Consider the following 17466-nt stretch of genomic DNA (forward strand, 5'->3'; position numbering starts at 1 on the left):
TCCACGATTTGGCAGGGCGTAGTCAAGCGAGACGGAGAGGACTGACTGCTTATCAAGAAGTACTTTATCAATCATTTCCTGCTTGAGTTCTGTAGAATAATAGGTATTCTTTCCTTTCTTGACAATGTTTATTCCATACCTATCGATCAGTCGAAGCATATATTGGATAACAGATTCTGCAATATTAAACTGTTTTGACAAGTTCTTGATAGACTGACCACTTTGACGTAGTTCATAGATTTCGATTTTGTCTTCATAGCTCAATTTCATAAAAATAGCACCCCAAAAGTTAGATTTTTTCTGTCTAACTTTTGGGGTGCGGTTCAATTTTACTGCAGCTCTTTTTTAAATGTGTCATCGTATTGTCTGTCTAATTCTTCCATCGTTTCATAAATGGGTTTGGGAATCATAAGGACTTGAGGATCCAGATAGACCATTCCATAGCTTGGATCAATGCATTCTTCTCAGTATTCTAAATGTTTCTTGTCGATGTATGATTCCGAATCTGTGACTTCGATCCCTCCTTCGGCTTGAACAGAATACCAGTAAAGGTATTCACATCCATCTAGTATTTCACGGAAAATTGTTTCGACATACATTTTTTCATTTTCGAGTGTCAATAATGTGTCTTTCATGTGATTGTTGAGAAAGGCCATCCATTCGTCTACTTTTGCAGTCTTACCCTCTTTTACACGAAAACGAGATAATTCAACATTTAATTTCAACTTCGTTTTCACCTTTTAAAAGCCCAGTCGGTTAGACAAGGCTTTGTGATATGATTTATTGTTTACCAGTACGTTCAGGTCTCCAGAAGTCTGTAACAGCTCCTTTAGAGGCTGATGACACTGTATGGGCATATTTCCCGAGCACGCCACGAGAGTAGAGTGGTGGAATCACTGTTGTTTGCTTGCGTTCTTCAATTTCTTGATCAGACACATGCATGGTGATTTCTTTTGTATCCTGATCAACTGTTACCAAATCGCCAGTGCGGAGGAAGGCGATTGGGCCACCATCCTGAGCTTCAGGAGCGATATGACCAACAACCAGCCCATAGGTGCCGCCAGAGAAACGACCGTCTGTTAGTAGGGCTACCTTGTCACCTTGGCCTTTTCCGACAATAATAGAAGAAAGGGACAGCATTTCAGGCATACCAGGTCCACCTTTTGGACCAACATAACGGACAACGACCACATCTCCGTCGACAATTTCATCGGTCAATACAGCCTCAATTGCTTCTTCTTCGGAATTAAAGACTTTCGCAGGTCCAGTGTGATTACGTACTTTTACACCAGAAACTTTAGCGACAGCACCTTCAGGAGCTAGGTTTCCTTTGAGGATAATCAGTGGTCCATCAGCACGTTTTGGATTTTCAAGCGGCATGATGACATCTTGACCGGGTGTCAAATCGGCAAAATTTTCCAAGTTTTCAGCCACTGTTTTACCAGTACATGTGATGCGGTCACCATGAAGAAAACCGTTCTTCAACAAGTATTTCATAACGGCAGGTACGCCACCAACGTTATATAAATCTTGGAAGACATATTTACCAGATGGTTTTAAGTCTGCCAAATGAGGTACTCGTTCTTGGAAATCGTTGAAATCTTCAAGAGTTAGATCGACATTTGCGGCATGAGCAATAGCAAGGAGATGGAGGGTGGCGTTGGTTGAGCCCCCTAGAGCCATCGTAACAGTTATCGCATCTTCAAAAGCTTCACGTGTCATAATGTCAGATGGTTTGAGTCCGAGTTCTAACATACGAACAACTGCACGACCAGCTTCTTCGATGTCAGCCTTTTTCTCAGGAGATTCCGCTGGATGAGATGAGGAACCCGGGATAGACATACCTAAAACTTCGATGGCTGTTGCCATTGTATTAGCAGTGTACATACCGCCACAACCACCAGGTCCAGGACATGCATTGCATTCAATTTCGCGGACTTCCTCCGCGGTTAGATCTCCGTGGTTCCACTTACCAATTCCCTCAAAAACTGAAACGAGATCAATATCTTTGCCATTTAATTTTCCTGGAGCAATGGTTCCACCATAGGCGAATATTGCAGGAATATCCATATTGGCAATTGCAATCATAGAGCCAGGCATGTTCTTATCGCATCCACCGATTGCTACAAAGGCATCTACGTTATGTCCACCCATTGCAGCTTCAATAGAGTCAGCAATGATATCACGTGACGTGAGTGAGTAGCGCATGCCGGGTGTTCCCATAGCAATCCCGTCAGCAACGGTAATGGTTCCATATTGGACAGGCCAAGCGCCAGCATCTTTTACACCTTTTTTAGCTAATTTTCCAAAGTCATGTAGATGGATATTACAGGGTGTATTTTCAGCCCAACTTGAAATAACCCCTATGATAGGTTTTTCAAAACTATCATCAGTCATTCCAGTTGCACGAAGCATAGCTCGGTTAGGTGATTTGACCATCGAATCGTAGACAGAACTACGGTGACGGAGATTTTTTAGTGTGTCTTTTTCGGTCATTACTCTTCTCCCTATCTTATTTTACCCATTATATCACAGAAATAGCGGAATCGATAAGAGAATGGATAAAGAAATGTAAATTTCTGAATATTCTGTAAAAACAACCCTCGATGAAATACAAAAAAGATAGATGGTTTATACCAAATGTCTTAAAAGTCGGTGTGTCAGTTGAGCTGTCAATTTTTGACGAGTTCTTCTTGTGTCACTGATGAATAGTGTGATGAGTGAAAGTGCCAGGAAACCAGCACCAACATACCAGTAAGGTTGATCTAAGGTGGTTGAGCGACCGGATAGATTTATGATACCTCGGAAGAGACATCCGGCTGTAATGGTAGCAATGCCTGAGTTCCACAAGTTATAAGTCATTCGTGATAAGTTGGGCTTGACTTGCAGAAGGCCCAATAGCAGAATGCCTCCCACTAAAGTTGCGCAGAACATATAGTGCATAAAGACTGAAACTTCCCCATAACTAAGGCTCTCGTAAATACGACTGAAGATGAATAGGAAGGCTGCCATAGCTAAGTAGGAGATAAATGTTCTTGAGAATCTCGTTGTTGAATTAGTAACCGATGTAGACAATATCGCTCACCGCCCTTTCTGAAATAGTGTTTCCGTTTGTTGTTGGATTGTTAATAACTTGACCATTGAAATAAAGGGTTGATGAGCCACCACCATCAAGGTTATAGGCAGTAGTTGCGCCGTACTCTTTCATAATTTCAGCCATTTGATAAAGTGACAATCCTTCGCTTTCGGTAGTTCGTCCATCAGCGACAACGATGATATAGTGGTTTTCGTCAATGATTCCAATAGCAGTACGCGGGTTGGAGGCCATTGCGCGTCCGACTTCAGTAGAAGTATCTACGACGATTTCACCATCTTCAACCAACGAAGGGCCAAAAGCTAGTAAGTTGACAACACCCTTGTCAATTAATTCTTGTGCAGTAACCTCGTCCTCGTAGACGATTTCAAATGAGCCGTCTGCATAGATTGCAAGGTCGCCATAAGAGGAATTGTCGCGGACTGTATCGCGGTAAAGGACACCATTTTTGATAACGTAACCTGTTGAATTTGCCCCGTAATAGTCCCCGTTAATCGCCAAAATGGCATTGTTTGCTGCGGCTGTTTCAGAGGTTTTAGCCGTTATGTTGGTTCCATATGTATTTTGAGCAAGAGCTGTTTTCAAATATTCAGCAGAACTAACTTGAATATCTGCGACGTAAGCGGTTGTGTTATTTATAGTGATTGTCTCTAGATTAATCTGGATATTGTCATCTGAGTAGCTCGTATCGGTTGTAGATACATTGGTTGCAATTGTTGCAGCAGTAGATGATGATACGGTGGTAGTATTTTGACTACCCGTAGTAGTATTGCTTGCTGAGACAGTTGAGATGGCTTCGGAAATCACAAAGGTTTTTAACATGGAATAAGTAAATCCTCCTGTTAAGAGCATTCCGAAGATAGTAGCGTAGGCAAATGGCTTTTTAAGCAATTTCATGTGATAATGATTTCCTTTCTTTAAAAATAATATTCTTTTGAATAAACCAAGATACTAGAAATAGAAGGAGTCCAACTGCTAATTTAACCAGATAAAGGTTTAGACCTAACAGTTGATTGAATAAGTAAAGGGGAGTAGTATCGCATAAGAAGAGAATGAATGCGAGTGTGAAATAGCCTACTCCCGTTCTTGTAACACTGTCTTTATTATGAAAAACCAATTTTTTATTCAAAGTAAAGTTACAAATGGCGCTACAAATTCGAGCGATGGTATTAGCTAAAAGTAACCGTAGGGCGGTCGGAAAAGTTGTAAAAACCAGTAAGGCTAAGGCATATACACCATAGTCAACTAGAAATCCACCAAAGGATGCGAGGGCGAATTTAAATAAGTTTTTATAAATTAATAAACCATCTTTGATTGGTCGAAAGTGTGAGCTAGCATTATCATCAATGTAAATTGTTTGGATAGGAACTTCTGTAATCTGATAACGCTGACTCGCTTGCGTAAGCATGTTCATTTCATATTCATATCGATCACCTTCTATTTCTAACATAAAAGGAATTAGGTCGGAATGAAAACCACGTAAACCAGTTTGTGTATCGCTAACGGTAACACCGGTTTGGAGTTTGAATAAGACCCGGGTCAGCTTGTTTCCAAAGCGACTGCGCAAGGGAGTATCATTTGTAAATTGGCGAACACCTAGTATTAATCGGCTTGGGAGATTCATTGCAGCGCGTGCAACTCGATCAATATCATTAATGGCATGCTGGCCATCAGCGTCGGCAGTGACAACCACTCCTGGTTTGTTTAATTCATAAATGTATTGGAAGGCAGTACGCAAGGCCTGGCCTTTTCCTTTATTGACCTCATGATGGAGGACTGTTGCGTATTGTCTAGCTGCTTCTAGGATTTCTACAGATTCACCGCTACTCCCATCATCGACAACAATCACTTGACAATTTAGCCTTTTTTTCATCCCTTTTAGTAATTGGATTAATTTTTCATCTGGCTGATAAGCCGGTATCGTAACGTAATACATATCCATAAACCTCATTTATTTTCTTGATGGTTATACTATAGGGGAGTTTTCTAAAACCAAGCTGAAAGCAAGCTAGTACTGGGCTTTACTTAAGTTTTCCTTAAGAAAATATTAGGGAATCGTTAAGAATTCAGGCAAAAAGGTAGAACAAATGTAGGAATTTTCAGAATATTCCTTGACATTCTAACACTGTGTGTTATTATAGTAGATACCACGTTTGCAGGGAGGAGGAATATTTGTGCAAGAAATTCAATTGAATCAACCGTGTTCGGGATCATTTCTAATCTTAGATACCTTGCATCAACTTGGAGTGGACCTTGTTTTTGGTTATCCAGGTGGAGCAGTATTGCCACTGTATGATGCTATACATCAGTATGAGGGGATTCAGCATATTTTGGCTCGTCATGAGCAAGGTGCCGTTCACGAAGCAGAAGGCTACGCTAAATCATCAGGAAAGGTGGGCGTAGCGATTGTCACTTCAGGACCGGGGGCTACAAACGCCATTACAGGGATTGCTGATGCCATGGGCGATAGTGTGCCACTGTTGGTATTTAGTGGACAAGTAGCAACAAGAGGGATTGGTAAAGATGCCTTTCAGGAAGCGGATGTATTAGGTATGACCATGCCGATTACCAAGTATAATTATCAGATCCGTGACACGGCAGATATTCCTCGAGTGATTACAGAAGCGGTACATATTGCGACTACAGGTCGTCCTGGACCAGTTGTGATTGATGTTCCGAAAGATATTCAAGAGAAGATCGTAGAATCTTACCATGATCCTGCTCTGCATTTACCAAGTTACCAACCGACAGTTGAACCAAATGGTTTGCAGGTTAAGAAAATTTTGAAACAGCTTAGCCGAGCTCAGAAACCAGTTATATTGGCTGGTGGTGGTGTCAACTATGCAGATGCCAATAAAGAATTAGTTGCCTTTGCAGAACGTTACCGCATTCCAGTTGTTTCAACCCTTCTAGGGTTGGGGGCGATGCCAATTGAGCACGAACTGTCATTAGCCATGGGTGGTATGCACGGTTCTTACGCTGCCAATATGGCTATGGATCAGGCTGATTACATTATCAATATTGGAGCGCGATTCGATGACCGCCTAACAGGCAATCCAACAACCTATGCGCCAAATGCGACGGTAGCACATATTGATATTGATCCCGCAGAAATTGGTAAAGTTGTCAAAACCGCAATTCCAGTAGTGGGCGATGCTAAGGCAACCTTGAAAGCTCTGCTTGCTTTAGAAACAGTTGAAACAGGCTATGCTGATTGGACGGCACAAGTATTGGAAAACAAACGTCGGGCGCCATTTTGGTATGATGAAGATGAAAAGGTTGTTAAGCCACAGGCGGCAATTGAATTAATTGGTCAGTTGACGCAAGGGGATGCCATTGTCGTGACAGACGTTGGTCAGCATCAAATGTGGGCTGCCCAATTTTATCCTTACAAACATGCTCGACAGCTTATAACATCAGGTGGTATGGGTACCATGGGATTTGGTATTCCGGCAGCTATCGGTGCCAAATTAGCTAATCCAGATAAAGAAGTAATTGTCTTTGTTGGTGATGGAGGATTCCAAATGACCAACCAAGAATTGGCTATTTTGAATGGCTATGGCGTACCGATAAAGGTTGTATTGATCAATAACCATTCTCTTGGAATGGTTCGGCAATGGCAGGAATCATTCTATGAAAAACGCCGCAGTCAATCAGTCTTTGATGATGAACCAAATTTCCAATTGTTGGCAGAAGCTTATGGTATTAGTCATTATAGTTTTGACAATCCAGCGACACTGAGCGAAGATATGAAAGTTATCCTAGAAGATAAGCCAATGTTGATTGAAATACATATTTCCAATCAGGAGCATGTTAAACCGATGGTGCAAGCTGGTAAGAGTAATGCGGAAATGTTGGGGGTGAAGTTCAATGCGTAGAATGTTAACAGCTAAATTGCGAAATTCATCTGGTGTTCTTAACCGCTTTACAGGTGTTCTCTCTCGCCGTCAAATCAATATTGAGTCCATATCTGTTGGACCGACAGAGGTAAAAGATGTCTCCCGAGTGACGGTGATAGTGGATGTTGAAAACCTTGACGAAATCGAACAAATTATTAAGCAATTGAATCGTTTAATTGATGTAGTTCGTGTCCGCGACTTGACCGAAATACCTCACCTAGAGCGCGAAGTGATACTTGTTAAGATTTCAGCACCACCTACAAAACGAGCAGAAATTTTAGCAATTATTCAACCATTTAGAGCAAATGTTGTAGATGTAGCACCGCATTCTATTACCATCCAAATGACTGGTGATGGAGATAAGATAGAAGCACTCTTACGGGTGATTCAACCCTATGGAATCAAGAATATTGCACGGACCGGGGCAACTGGTTTCAGCAGAGACTAATGCTCATCGATAATAAACACTATACTTCGTTGACTTGGCTTGATGAACATTCGTTCTATCTTCTCCTTCGTCGCCTAATCTAGCGTTTATTTTCTTTGAGCAACCAAAACTTCAAATAAAATATAGAAAAGAGAAAGAATTATGACAGTAGAAATGCAATATGAAAAAGATGTAACAGTAGCAGCACTTGATGGCAAACGTATCGCGGTTATCGGTTATGGTTCGCAAGGTCATGCACATGCACAAAACTTGCGTGATACAGGCCATGATGTCATCATCGGTGTTCGTGCAGGTAAGTCATTTGACAAAGCAAAAGAAGATGGTTTTGAAACATTTGAAGTTGCAGAAGCAACAAAACAAGCTGATGTCATTATGATTTTGGCTCCAGACGAAATTCAAGCAGATTTGTATGAGAACGAAGTTGCTCCAAACTTGGAAGCTGGAAATGCGCTAGGTTTTGCTCATGGTTTTAATATTCATTTTGAATTTATCAAAGTACCTGCTGATGTCGACGTCTTTATGTGTGCACCGAAAGGTCCAGGTCACTTGGTTCGTCGTACATTTGAGGAAGGCTTTGGTGTGCCAGCGCTTTATGCAGTGTATCAAGATGCTACTGGAAACGCGAAACATATTGCGATGGACTGGGCAAAAGGTGTTGGTTCAGCACGTGTAGGTCTTTTGGAAACGACTTTCAAGGAAGAAACCGAAGAAGACTTGTTTGGTGAACAAGCTGTTCTCTGCGGTGGTTTAACTGCTTTGATGGAAGCAGGGTTTGAAGTATTGACAGAAGCTGGCTATGCACCAGAATTAGCTTACTTTGAAGTATTGCATGAAATGAAACTGATTGTAGACCTTGTTTATGAAGGAGGTTTCAAGAAAATGCGTCAATCTATTTCAAACACTGCTGAGTTTGGTGACTATGTATCAGGTCCGCGAGTGATTACTGATCAAGTGAAAGAAAACATGAAAGCTGTTCTTGCGGATATCCAGTCAGGTAAATTCGCAAATGACTTTGTAAACGACTATAAAGCAGGTCGCCCACGTATGGAAGCATATCGTAAAGAAGCAGAAAATCTTGAAATTGAAAAAGTTGGTGCAGAACTTCGCAAAGCAATGCCATTTGTCGGACGCAACGACGACGACGCCTTCAAGATTTATAACTAAAACAGTCCAGTGGACTGTTTTAGCCCTCGCCCAGAAACTGAAAAGCGAGGAATAGCCTGCGGATAGGCTATTCTAGCCCTCGCCCAGAAATTGAAAGAGCGAGGAAAGACATGTTTGGACCTATTCAAGCCCTCGCCCAGAAATTGAAAAGCGAGGCAAGGGAAGGATACTATTTTAGCCCTCGCCTGAAAATGAAAGAGCGAGGAAGCCTATAACTATGCAAAAGAGAGACTTGCCTATTGTCTAGCCCTATATCTCCCCTCTGACAGCTTCCCAAACTGTCAGATTCCAATCCTCTGTTTAATTGATAGAACTACAAGAGCTGGCTTGCCCGGCTCTTTTAGTCATTGTTGGAAAGTTGTTTAGAAAATTAAAAGAATGTTTTTAGTATATTTCCGAGAATTAACTCAACATTGTAATGAAAACAAATAAATGAAAAGCAGTTTGTATAGTTGAATGAATTAGTTTCCAGACAAGGAACTGAGGTGCAGGCAATACTAGAGTAGGGCAAGCCGAAAGTGACGGTGTATCAAAGCTAATTCAAGTAACTAGGTCATTTATTGGATGCAATGTCATCCTCTCTATGGCGGCTCATTGATTTGGAAATTTATTTTTGAAGTGATTAAAAAACTGGTATAATAAAAATAGAATATTTAAGTATAAATACTATATTTATTTTTGCATTATTGGTACAATAGATATAAATAGAAAGAAAAAAGTGCATTATGATTTCAGCAAGAGATATTGAGCAAGCGTATTCAGTTCTGAAAGACGTTGTCGTCCGGACTCCATTGGATTTTAACCGCTATTTATCTGAAAGATACGGAGCAAGCATCTATATCAAGAGAGAAAATGAACAGCGGGTTCGCTCGTTTAAAATTCGCGGTGCTTATTATGCCATTTCACAATTGACAGATGCAAACAAAGCGAATGGAGTTGTTTGCGCATCTGCTGGTAACCATGCCCAAGGGGTAGCGTATACCTGTAAAGAAATGCAGATTCCGGCAACAATTTTTATGCCAATAACGACACCTCAACAAAAAATTGGACAAGTTAAGTTTTTTGGTGGAGAGTTTGTTGAGATTCGTTTGGTAGGGGATACCTTCGATGAGTCGGCTACAGCGGCGATGAAGTATACTAAGGAAACGGGAAAAACATTTATTGACCCCTTTGATGATCCAAATGTACAAGCAGGACAAGGTACTGTTGCTTATGAAATTCTTGAGGAAGCTGAAGAGCAGTCTGTGAGTTTTGATCAGCTACTTGTCCCAGTTGGTGGAGGAGGTCTAATTGCTGGGGTCTCTGCCTATCTGAAAGACCAAGCACCTGAGATTAAAATTGTTGGCGTAGAGGCGAGTGGTGCAAGGTCAATGAAGGCTGCTTTTGATAAAGGTCGACCTGTTAAGTTGGAGCATATTGATAAATTCGCAGATGGTATTGCAGTTCAAAAAGTTGGAAAAACAACTTATGAGGTGGCTCGCAAAAATGTTGATCAACTGATTGGCGTTGACGAGGGTCGGATTTCGGAAACCATTTTGGATCTATATTCAAAATTGGGAATTGTTGCGGAACCTGCTGGCGCAGCAACCATTGCGGCACTTGAAGTTATCAAGGATCAAATAAAGGGTCAAACGATTTGCTGTATCATTTCTGGAGGAAATAATGATATTAGCCGTATGCCAGAAATGGAAGAGCGTGCTCTAATTTATGAGGGGATTAAACATTATTTTGTGGTCAATTTTCCTCAAAGACCGGGAGCTCTTCGTGAATTTGTTAACCACATTTTAGGTCCGAATGATGATATTACACGGTTTGAATACATAAAACGTGCGAATAAAGGAACGGGTCCGGTTTTAATTGGGATTGCATTGGGTGATAAGAGGGATTACGCTGAGTTTATTGCACGACTAGAACAATTTGATCCTCAATATATCAATTTGCATGAGAATGATTCGCTTTATAAAATGCTAGTTTAGGAGGCTACTATGTCTACTGGTTTAAATATTTTTATTGTTGTGGTGCTATTTGTATTATTTATCGCTTTGATTTTGCTCTTTTCAGGTTTGTATGTGGTTAAGCAACAGACTGTTGCTATCATTGAACGATTCGGTAAGTATCAAAAAACATCAACATCTGGGATTAACTTTAAAATTCCATTTGGTATAGATGTGATTGCGGCCCGAATTCAGTTACGGATGCTACAAAGTGAAATTATTGTTGAAACAAAAACACAGGACAATGTTTTTGTGACAATGAATGTAGCAACTCAGTACCGAGTTAATGAGAATAATGTGACGGATGCTTACTATAAACTCATGCATCCAGAGGCACAAATCAAATCGTATATTGAAGATGCCTTACGCTCATCAGTTCCTAAATTGACTTTGGATGAATTGTTTGAAAAGAAAGATGAAATTGCCCTAGAAGTTCAAAGGCAAGTAGCTGAAGAGATGTCGACCTATGGTTATGTTATTGTAAAAACCTTGATTACAAAGGTTGAACCGGATGCAGAAGTGAAACAATCAATGAATGAAATCAACGCCGCTCAGCGCAAACGGGTTGCAGCTCAGGAATTGGCGGAAGCAGATAAAATTAAAATTGTTACTGCTGCAGAGGCAGAAGCTGAAAAAGATCGCCTACATGGTGTGGGGATTGCTCATCAACGTAAAGCCATAGTGGATGGATTAGCAGATTCGATTCGTGAATTGAAGGAATCCAATGTCAGTTTGTCGGAAGAACAAATCATGTCGATTCTGTTGACTAACCAATATTTGGACACTTTAAATAATTTTGCACAAGGAGGTAATAATACAATTTTCCTTCCTGGGAATCCAGAAGGAGTTGAGGACATTCGGACTCAGATACTATCCGCTCTGAAAGTGAAGTAATTTTTGGCAAAAGCCGAATATTTTGCTTGACAAAATGTGCAAGGCTATATTATACTAAGTTGCACGAATAAAATGGAAAGGGGTTTCTCATGACAAGTTACGAAAAAGTTGCTGCAGTTGTTAACTGGGTACGTGAAAAGAAAATCACTGGCTACCGTATTAGTAAAGAAACTAATGCTCGTGAAATGTCAGTCATCGCTCTTGCACAAGGCCGTGCTAAGATTGATAACATCTCATTTGCAACTGCATTGGGTTTGATTGACTTTTACGATAAAAACCACAAAAAATTTGAAAACTAATCTATGTAGTTTTAAAAAAGAGGTTCCGATGAGGAGCCTCTTTTTTTCCATAAAAAAGATACCAGAGTGACCTGGTATCGTGAATGTGTTCCTATTCAAAAATCTCCAATTATCCTAAGAAACGTTTGAGGAATTCTTTGGTACGCTCTTCTTGTGGATTCTCAAAAATTTGTTTTGGACTACCTTCTTCAGCAATAATCCCTTTATCCATGAAAATGACACGATCGGAAACGTCACGCGCAAATTCCATTTCATGAGTTACGATAATCATGGTTAGACCAGATTTTGCTAGGTCTTTCATCGTTTTGAGAACTTCACCAACCATTTCAGGATCGAGAGCAGAGGTTGGTTCGTCAAATAGAATCAATTCGGGATCAATAGAAAGAGCACGAGCAATAGCAACACGCTGTTTTTGACCGCCAGACAATTGACTTGGTTTAGCTGTCCAGTACTGCTCAGTCATCCCTACCTTGTTTAGGTTTTCCTTAGCAAGGCGTTCAGCTTCTGACCGTTCACGTTTTAGGACGGTTGTTTGAGCTACAATCGCATTTTCTAAAACATTCAAATTGTTAAAGAGGTTAAAGGATTGAAACACCATACCAAGTTTTTCTCGGTAATGAGGTAGGTTATAACCCTTTGCCAAAACATCTTGTCCGTGGTAAAGGATTTGTCCATCAGTTGGTGTTTCTAAGAGATTGATAGAACGTAAGAAAGTAGACTTTCCAGAACCAGAAGAGCCGATGATAGAGATAACTTCGCCCTTTTTAACTGTAATAGAAATATCTTTAAGTACTTGATTTTGTCCGTATGACTTTTTAAGATTTTTAATTTCCAAGATAATATTATTAGTCATTGAGGACCCCCGTTTGCATTTGATTTGCGCCTGTTGTATACGTATCTATGTCAAAGCTTTTTTCAACTATGCGTAGAATACGTGTTACAGTAAAGGTTAGAATAAAGTAGATAATAGCAATAACAGTAAATGTTTGGAAATATTGATAGGTTTGGGTTGCAACCGTGTTTCCGGAGAAGTATAGTTCTACCACAGAGATTACATTTAAAACAGAAGTATCTTTGATATTGATAACGAACTCATTACCAGTAGCCGGTAAAATGTTACGAACAACTTGAGGGAGTACGATTTTACGCATGGTTTGATTATGGGTAAATCCAAGAGCTGTTGCTGCTTCAAATTGCCCCTTATCAACAGCAAAGATACCACCACGTACAATTTCACTCATGTAAGCACCGGTATTGATAGAAACGATAAAGATAGCCGCTAAGGTACGGTCAAGGTTGAGACCAAAAGCCTGGGCAGTACCGTAGTAGATAACCATTGATTGTACAATCATTGGGGTGCCACGGAACACTTCAATATATACATTGATAATCCAACCTAAGAGTTTCTGTCCGATTGCTAAAACTTTATTAGCTGCTTTTGGTGCGGTACGGAATACACCGATGAGAAGACCAATAATTGTACCTATAATTGTACCAAGTATTGAGATTAGTAGGGTCATTCCTGTTCCGCGTAATAACTGTTGCCAGTTGTTAACAATAATTTTCCAAACTTGAGAAAAGAAATTTGGATTTTCATCTGACGCTTTTTCAACAGGTTGGTTTTTAATCATGTTATCCATGAGTGCGATTTGATCTGCTTCAGAAAAAGCTGCTAACACTTCGTTTACTTGTGTGATACGAGTATCATCTTTTCTCATACCAACTGCAATCGTAACGTCTTCGGCATTTGTTTCAAAGCCATCTGTCAATTCAACCATTTTGAAAGCTTTGTTAGCAGCCTCAGCGGTACGTCCTTCTGGTCGCTCAGAAACATAGGCATCAATCATACCAGCTTCAAGTGCTTGGCGAATTTGGGAGAAATCGCCCATCGCAGTTTGTTTATCAGCCCCTTCAATTTGATCAATCAAATCATAAAGATAGACACCCTGCTGAGCTGTAATTTTGGCACCAGCAAAATCTGATAAGCTAGTTGCATCTGCATATTGACCATCTGAACGGACAACAAGGGTTGGTATAGAAGTATAATAGCTATCTGAGAAGGCGATTTCTTTTTTTCGCTCTTCAGTTGGACTCATACCAGCGATAATCATGTCAATTTTTCCAGATGTTAAGGCAGGAACCAATCCTTCCCATTTGGTTTTGACAACAAGCAATTCTTTATTCATCGATTCAGCAATCTTTTTCGCTACTTGGACATCGTATCCGTTGGCAAATTGATTGGTTCCTTCGATTGGGACTGCACCGTTGCTATCATCTTCCTGTGTCCAGTTAAAAGGAGCATAGGCAGCTTCCATTCCGACACGAAGGTATTCATCTGCTTTTACTCCAGTTGTTATCGAAAAAACAGCTAATAAGCTTAGCAGGAGTATACTAATTTTATGCTTCATAAAATCTCCTTAGTAAAATGTATTATACTATTGTATAAAAAATTCTGAAAAATTTCAATATGCTTGTTTTATTTATTCACTCAAATTGTATGAAAAATTGGCATGAAAATGTTTGAAAATAGCAAATTTGAATACTTATCTGATACTGACTCAGCTGGCTTTGAGAGATAGTTTTTTACAAAATATTTACTGAGTGCATGATAATTTTTAATTGGGAATATTTATTTATGTGGTATAATGAGTAGAATTTATCTTAAGGAGTTATCATGATAATAGAGATTTTGAAAGCCATCTTTTTGGGTATTATTGAGGGGATAACTGAGTGGCTGCCAGTTTCATCTACTGGCCATTTGATATTAGTGCAAGAATTTATTCAATTAAAACAAAGTGCTAGTTTTATTGAGATGTTTAATATTGTGATCCAATTGGGAGCAATACTAGCGGTTATTACAATTTACTTCCAAAGACTTAATCCATTTCAACCTGGAAAAACGCAGAAAGAAATTCGTTTAACTTGGCAATTGTGGGCAAAGGTAGTACTTGCTTGTATTCCGTCCATTATCATTGCAGTTCCCTTAGATAATTGGTTTGAAGCGCATTTCAATTTTATGGTGCCGATTGCGATTGCTCTGATAGTTTATGGTATTGCCTTTATTTGGATTGAGAAACGTAACAAAGATGTTGAGCCACAAGTGACGAATTTGGAAAAAATGTCCTACAAAATAGCTTTACTGATTGGATGTTTTCAAGTCTTAAGTATTGTACCGGGTACAAGTAGGTCTGGTGCAACTATTCTGGGCGCAATTATTCTTGGGACAAGTCGTTCTGTTGCCGCGGACTTTACTTTCTTTTTGGGAATTCCAACGATGTTTGGCTACAGTGGATTAAAAGCTGTAAAATACTTTTTGGATGGTAATAGTTTGTCACTTGAACAAGTTTTAATATTATTGGTAGCTAGTGTGACTGCTTACCTAGTTTCAGTAGTTGTCATTCGAATGTTGACAGATTTTGTGAAAAAACATGATTTTACAGTCTTTGGTTACTACCGGATTGTTTTGGGGGCTATCTTACTGATTTACTCATTTTTCACATTCATTTTATAAGATAATTTAGTTGTTAAATCGGCAAAAAAGTCTAGATTGTAGTTCTAGGCTTTTCTTGTGCCGTTTTTCTATAGTTGAGGCAGAAAGTTTAGAAACTTGCTTTTTTTTTGTTTTTCGAGAGGCATTTTAGTATAATGGGAAGAGATGTGTATGAGAATTAATATTATCTAGGCTAGAAGTATCGTACTAGATGAATGAGGTAGTTATGAAAGTAAAACAAATAAGTGATTCGACTCTAAAAATCACTATCCAATTAGAAGATTTAGAGGAGCGCGGGATGGAAATTGCGGATTTCCTTATCCCTCAAGAAAAGACGGAAGATTTTTTTTATACAGTATTGGATGAATTGGATTTGCCAATGACTTTCCGAGAAAGTGGAATGCTTAGTTTTAGAGTTACTCCAAAACCGGATAAAGTGGATATTTTTGTCACAAAATCTGAAATGGATCAAAGTTTAAATTTTGATGAATTTACAGATTTATCGGAATTAGGCGATGTATCAAGAATGACTCCAGATGAATTGCTGAAAAGTTTGGAACGTACAGTTCGTGAACGAAGCACGCATGACTCAAAAGCAGTTCGTCTATTAGAAGATGCTGAAAAAGAAGATAGTGATGAATACCAAGAACAGTATATTTACTATATCTTAGAATTTCCTGCTTTGATTGATGCGGTAAATTTTGTTCAAACAGTGGATTATCCAGTTGAAGAATCTGAGCTCTACAAGGTGGAACAAACCTATTATATGACAGTATTGATTAATGTTGCAGAGCGTTCAAAGCAGTATCCGGAGTATATTCTATCTCGCATGCTTGAATTTACAAACGATACCAAATTGACACGACCATTTCTTCAAGAGCACGGAATCTTGATGTTGGGAAATGGGGCCATTGATGAGTTGAAAAAGGTGCAAACGGTATGATTCCATTTGCGCTTAAGTATGTTATGGTCTTAATAGTGACAATCGTTATGGCTGTTGTGCTTACTCCCTTGGTTCGTTTCTTGGCATTACGAATTGGAGCCGTCGATAACCCGAATGCAAGACGAATCAACAAAGTTCCAATGCCATCGGCTGGTGGTCTAGCAATATTTATTTCTTTTGCAATATCCAGTTTGGTGTTCTTACCCCTTATTGTTACACGCGTTCACTTTTTTGACACCTATTTTGAATATGTATTTCCTATCGTGGTCGCGGGTGCTGTGATTATCCTGACGGGATTAATTGATGATGTCAGGGAACTAGCACCGCTACCTAAACTTTTAGGTATCTTATTTGCTGCTCTTATCATTTGGTTTTTCACAGATTTTCATTTTGATAGTTTTAAAATTCCATTTGGGGGACCGTTACTCGTGTTCCCAACTTGGCTAGCATTTTGTTTAACTATTTTATGGATTGTTGCGATTACAAATGCAATTAATCTGATAGATGGGCTGGATGGTTTGGTTGCAGGGGTATCCATTATTTCCCTCTTAACGATGGGGATAGTATCCTATTTCTTTTTGTATGATAGTAATATTTTCTTAAGTTTGACGATTTTTGTTTTAGTTGCGGCGATTGCAGGCTTTCTCCCCTATAATTACCATCCGGCTATTATTTATCTGGGAGACACAGGTGCGCTTTTTATTGGATTTATGATTGGCGTCTTCTCCTTGCAGGGATTAAAAAACTCAACAGCGGTTGCGGTTGTAACACCAATTATTATACTTGGAGTTCCAATCACTGATACTGTGGTGGCAATTATTCGTCGAAAATTGTCTGGACAAAAGATTTATGAAGCTGACCGGATGCATTTGCATCACCGATTACTCTCACTAGGGCTGACGCATCGTGGAACTGTGTTAGTCATTTACGCGATTTCATTTATTTTTTCCTTAACGTCCTTGCTTTTGAATATTTCCAGTCAAGCAGGGGGAGTCTTGTTGGTGGTTTCACTTGCCTTGGGTGTGGAAATTTTGTGTGAATTGATTGGAATTTTTGGTGAAAATAGGACACCTGTCCTAAATCTACTGCGTTTTATTGGAAACAGTTCATATCGGCAAGAAATGATTGCAAAGAGAAAAATAAAACGTTCAGATTCGCAGGATACTAAGGAGAATAATTAATCTTCTGAAGACAAAGAAAGAGCCCTTTGGCTCTTTTTTTGATATAATGTAAAAGATATG

Annotated in this window: 15 protein-coding genes and 2 pseudogenes; 9 read left to right on the forward strand and 8 right to left on the reverse strand. The window is 39.5% G+C overall.

Annotated elements, in window-relative coordinates:
* From ACPC58_RS02405 to ACPC58_RS02430, 6 genes and pseudogenes are all read right to left on the reverse strand, one after another.
* Positions 1-270 (reverse strand): annotated as a pseudogene (locus tag ACPC58_RS02405) (IS3 family transposase); the annotation flags it as partial.
* 59 nt (positions 271-329) lie between these two features.
* Positions 330-725 (reverse strand): annotated as a pseudogene (locus ACPC58_RS02410) (DUF6176 family protein).
* Between the two features lie 55 nt (positions 726-780).
* Entirely contained in the window at positions 781-2496 is a 1716-nt protein-coding gene (ilvD, locus tag ACPC58_RS02415; protein WP_313176309.1) for a dihydroxy-acid dehydratase, read from the reverse strand.
* Between the two features lie 135 nt (positions 2497-2631).
* On the reverse strand, positions 2632-3075 hold the full coding sequence (locus ACPC58_RS02420; protein ID WP_434065125.1) for a hypothetical protein: 444 nt from the start codon (positions 3073-3075) through the stop codon (positions 2632-2634).
* Positions 3056-3991 (reverse strand): phosphodiester glycosidase family protein, encoded by a 936-nt coding sequence (locus tag ACPC58_RS02425; RefSeq protein WP_434065126.1) that lies wholly within the window; start codon positions 3989-3991, stop codon positions 3056-3058. Before ACPC58_RS02425 ends, ACPC58_RS02420 begins: the two co-directional genes overlap by 20 nt.
* Positions 3978-5030 carry a glycosyltransferase gene (locus tag ACPC58_RS02430; RefSeq protein WP_434065127.1) on the reverse strand — a complete coding sequence of 351 codons (1053 nt, stop codon included), beginning with the start codon at positions 5028-5030 and terminating at the stop codon, positions 3978-3980. Before ACPC58_RS02430 ends, ACPC58_RS02425 begins: the two co-directional genes overlap by 14 nt.
* Before the next feature lie 238 nt (positions 5031-5268).
* On the opposite strand from ACPC58_RS02430, the gene ACPC58_RS02435 reads away from it, so the two are divergent.
* The 6 genes from ACPC58_RS02435 to ACPC58_RS02460 all read left to right on the forward strand — a co-directional run bounded on the left by ACPC58_RS02435 (position 5269) and on the right by ACPC58_RS02460 (position 11792).
* A complete protein-coding gene (locus ACPC58_RS02435; protein WP_434065128.1) occupies positions 5269-6972 on the forward strand; it encodes an acetolactate synthase large subunit in 1704 nt (567 codons plus the stop codon).
* Positions 6965-7441, forward strand: a complete 477-nt coding sequence (gene ilvN / locus ACPC58_RS02440; protein WP_274504260.1) for an acetolactate synthase small subunit — start codon at positions 6965-6967, stop codon at positions 7439-7441. Before ACPC58_RS02435 ends, ilvN begins: the two co-directional genes overlap by 8 nt.
* A 141-nt stretch (positions 7442-7582) precedes the next feature.
* The gene (gene ilvC, locus ACPC58_RS02445; RefSeq protein ID WP_024391391.1) at positions 7583-8605 is read left to right on the forward strand and encodes a ketol-acid reductoisomerase; all 1023 of its coding nucleotides are present in this window, start codon (positions 7583-7585) and stop codon (positions 8603-8605) included.
* A gap of 725 nt (positions 8606-9330) precedes the next feature.
* A complete protein-coding gene (ilvA, locus tag ACPC58_RS02450; RefSeq protein WP_274504259.1) occupies positions 9331-10581 on the forward strand; it encodes a threonine ammonia-lyase IlvA in 1251 nt (416 codons plus the stop codon).
* A 9-nt stretch (positions 10582-10590) separates the two neighbouring features.
* Positions 10591-11493 carry an SPFH domain-containing protein gene (locus ACPC58_RS02455; RefSeq protein WP_434065129.1) on the forward strand — a complete coding sequence of 301 codons (903 nt, stop codon included), beginning with the start codon at positions 10591-10593 and terminating at the stop codon, positions 11491-11493.
* Positions 11494-11582: 89 nt separating this feature from the next.
* Positions 11583-11792, forward strand: coding sequence for a hypothetical protein (locus ACPC58_RS02460; protein WP_024391394.1), 210 nt, complete (start codon positions 11583-11585; stop codon positions 11790-11792).
* A 109-nt stretch (positions 11793-11901) separates the two neighbouring features.
* Here ACPC58_RS02460 and ACPC58_RS02465 read toward each other — a convergent pair whose 3' ends face one another.
* Together ACPC58_RS02465 and ACPC58_RS02470 are read right to left on the reverse strand one after the other, a co-directional pair.
* Complete coding sequence (locus ACPC58_RS02465; RefSeq protein ID WP_434065130.1) at positions 11902-12645, reverse strand: amino acid ABC transporter ATP-binding protein; 744 nt, start codon at positions 12643-12645, stop codon at positions 11902-11904.
* Entirely contained in the window at positions 12638-14200 is a 1563-nt protein-coding gene (locus tag ACPC58_RS02470) for an ABC transporter substrate-binding protein/permease (protein WP_434065131.1), read from the reverse strand. The genes ACPC58_RS02465 and ACPC58_RS02470 overlap by 8 nt, the downstream gene beginning before the upstream one ends.
* 263 nt (positions 14201-14463) lie before the next feature.
* Here ACPC58_RS02470 and ACPC58_RS02475 point away from each other — a divergent pair, with 263 nt between their 5' ends.
* The 3 genes from ACPC58_RS02475 (at position 14464) to ACPC58_RS02485 (ending at position 17406) form a co-directional block, all read left to right on the forward strand.
* Positions 14464-15303, forward strand: a complete 840-nt coding sequence (locus ACPC58_RS02475) for an undecaprenyl-diphosphate phosphatase (RefSeq protein WP_217375187.1) — start codon at positions 14464-14466, stop codon at positions 15301-15303.
* 205 nt (positions 15304-15508) lie between these two features.
* Positions 15509-16225 carry an adaptor protein MecA gene (gene mecA / locus ACPC58_RS02480; RefSeq protein WP_434065132.1) on the forward strand — a complete coding sequence of 239 codons (717 nt, stop codon included), beginning with the start codon at positions 15509-15511 and terminating at the stop codon, positions 16223-16225.
* Positions 16222-17406, forward strand: coding sequence for a glycosyltransferase family 4 protein (locus ACPC58_RS02485; RefSeq protein ID WP_434065133.1), 1185 nt, complete (start codon positions 16222-16224; stop codon positions 17404-17406). Before mecA ends, ACPC58_RS02485 begins: the two co-directional genes overlap by 4 nt.
* Positions 17407-17466 lie beyond the last annotated feature (60 nt).

The sequence above is a fragment of the Streptococcus sp. VTCC 12905 genome, assembly GCF_049893385.1.
Taxonomy (GTDB): Bacteria; Bacillota; Bacilli; order Lactobacillales; family Streptococcaceae; genus Streptococcus; species Streptococcus suis_AA.

Coding starts and splice junctions, on each gene's coding strand:
- ilvN (WP_274504260.1), top strand. CDS start 6,965: ATGCGTAGAATGTTAACAGCTAAATTGCGAAATTCATCTGGTGTTCTT.
- ACPC58_RS02470 (WP_434065131.1), bottom strand. CDS start 14,200: ATGAAGCATAAAATTAGTATACTCCTGCTAAGCTTATTAGCTGTTTTT.
- mecA (WP_434065132.1), top strand. CDS start 15,509: ATGAAAGTAAAACAAATAAGTGATTCGACTCTAAAAATCACTATCCAA.
- ACPC58_RS02425 (WP_434065126.1), bottom strand. CDS start 3,991: ATGAAATTGCTTAAAAAGCCATTTGCCTACGCTACTATCTTCGGAATG.
- ACPC58_RS02460 (WP_024391394.1), top strand. CDS start 11,583: ATGACAAGTTACGAAAAAGTTGCTGCAGTTGTTAACTGGGTACGTGAA.
- ACPC58_RS02455 (WP_434065129.1), top strand. CDS start 10,591: ATGTCTACTGGTTTAAATATTTTTATTGTTGTGGTGCTATTTGTATTA.
- ACPC58_RS02485 (WP_434065133.1), top strand. CDS start 16,222: ATGATTCCATTTGCGCTTAAGTATGTTATGGTCTTAATAGTGACAATC.
- ACPC58_RS02430 (WP_434065127.1), bottom strand. CDS start 5,030: ATGTATTACGTTACGATACCGGCTTATCAGCCAGATGAAAAATTAATC.
- ilvC (WP_024391391.1), top strand. CDS start 7,583: ATGACAGTAGAAATGCAATATGAAAAAGATGTAACAGTAGCAGCACTT.
- ACPC58_RS02465 (WP_434065130.1), bottom strand. CDS start 12,645: ATGACTAATAATATTATCTTGGAAATTAAAAATCTTAAAAAGTCATAC.
- ilvD (WP_313176309.1), bottom strand. CDS start 2,496: ATGACCGAAAAAGACACACTAAAAAATCTCCGTCACCGTAGTTCTGTC.
- ilvA (WP_274504259.1), top strand. CDS start 9,331: ATGATTTCAGCAAGAGATATTGAGCAAGCGTATTCAGTTCTGAAAGAC.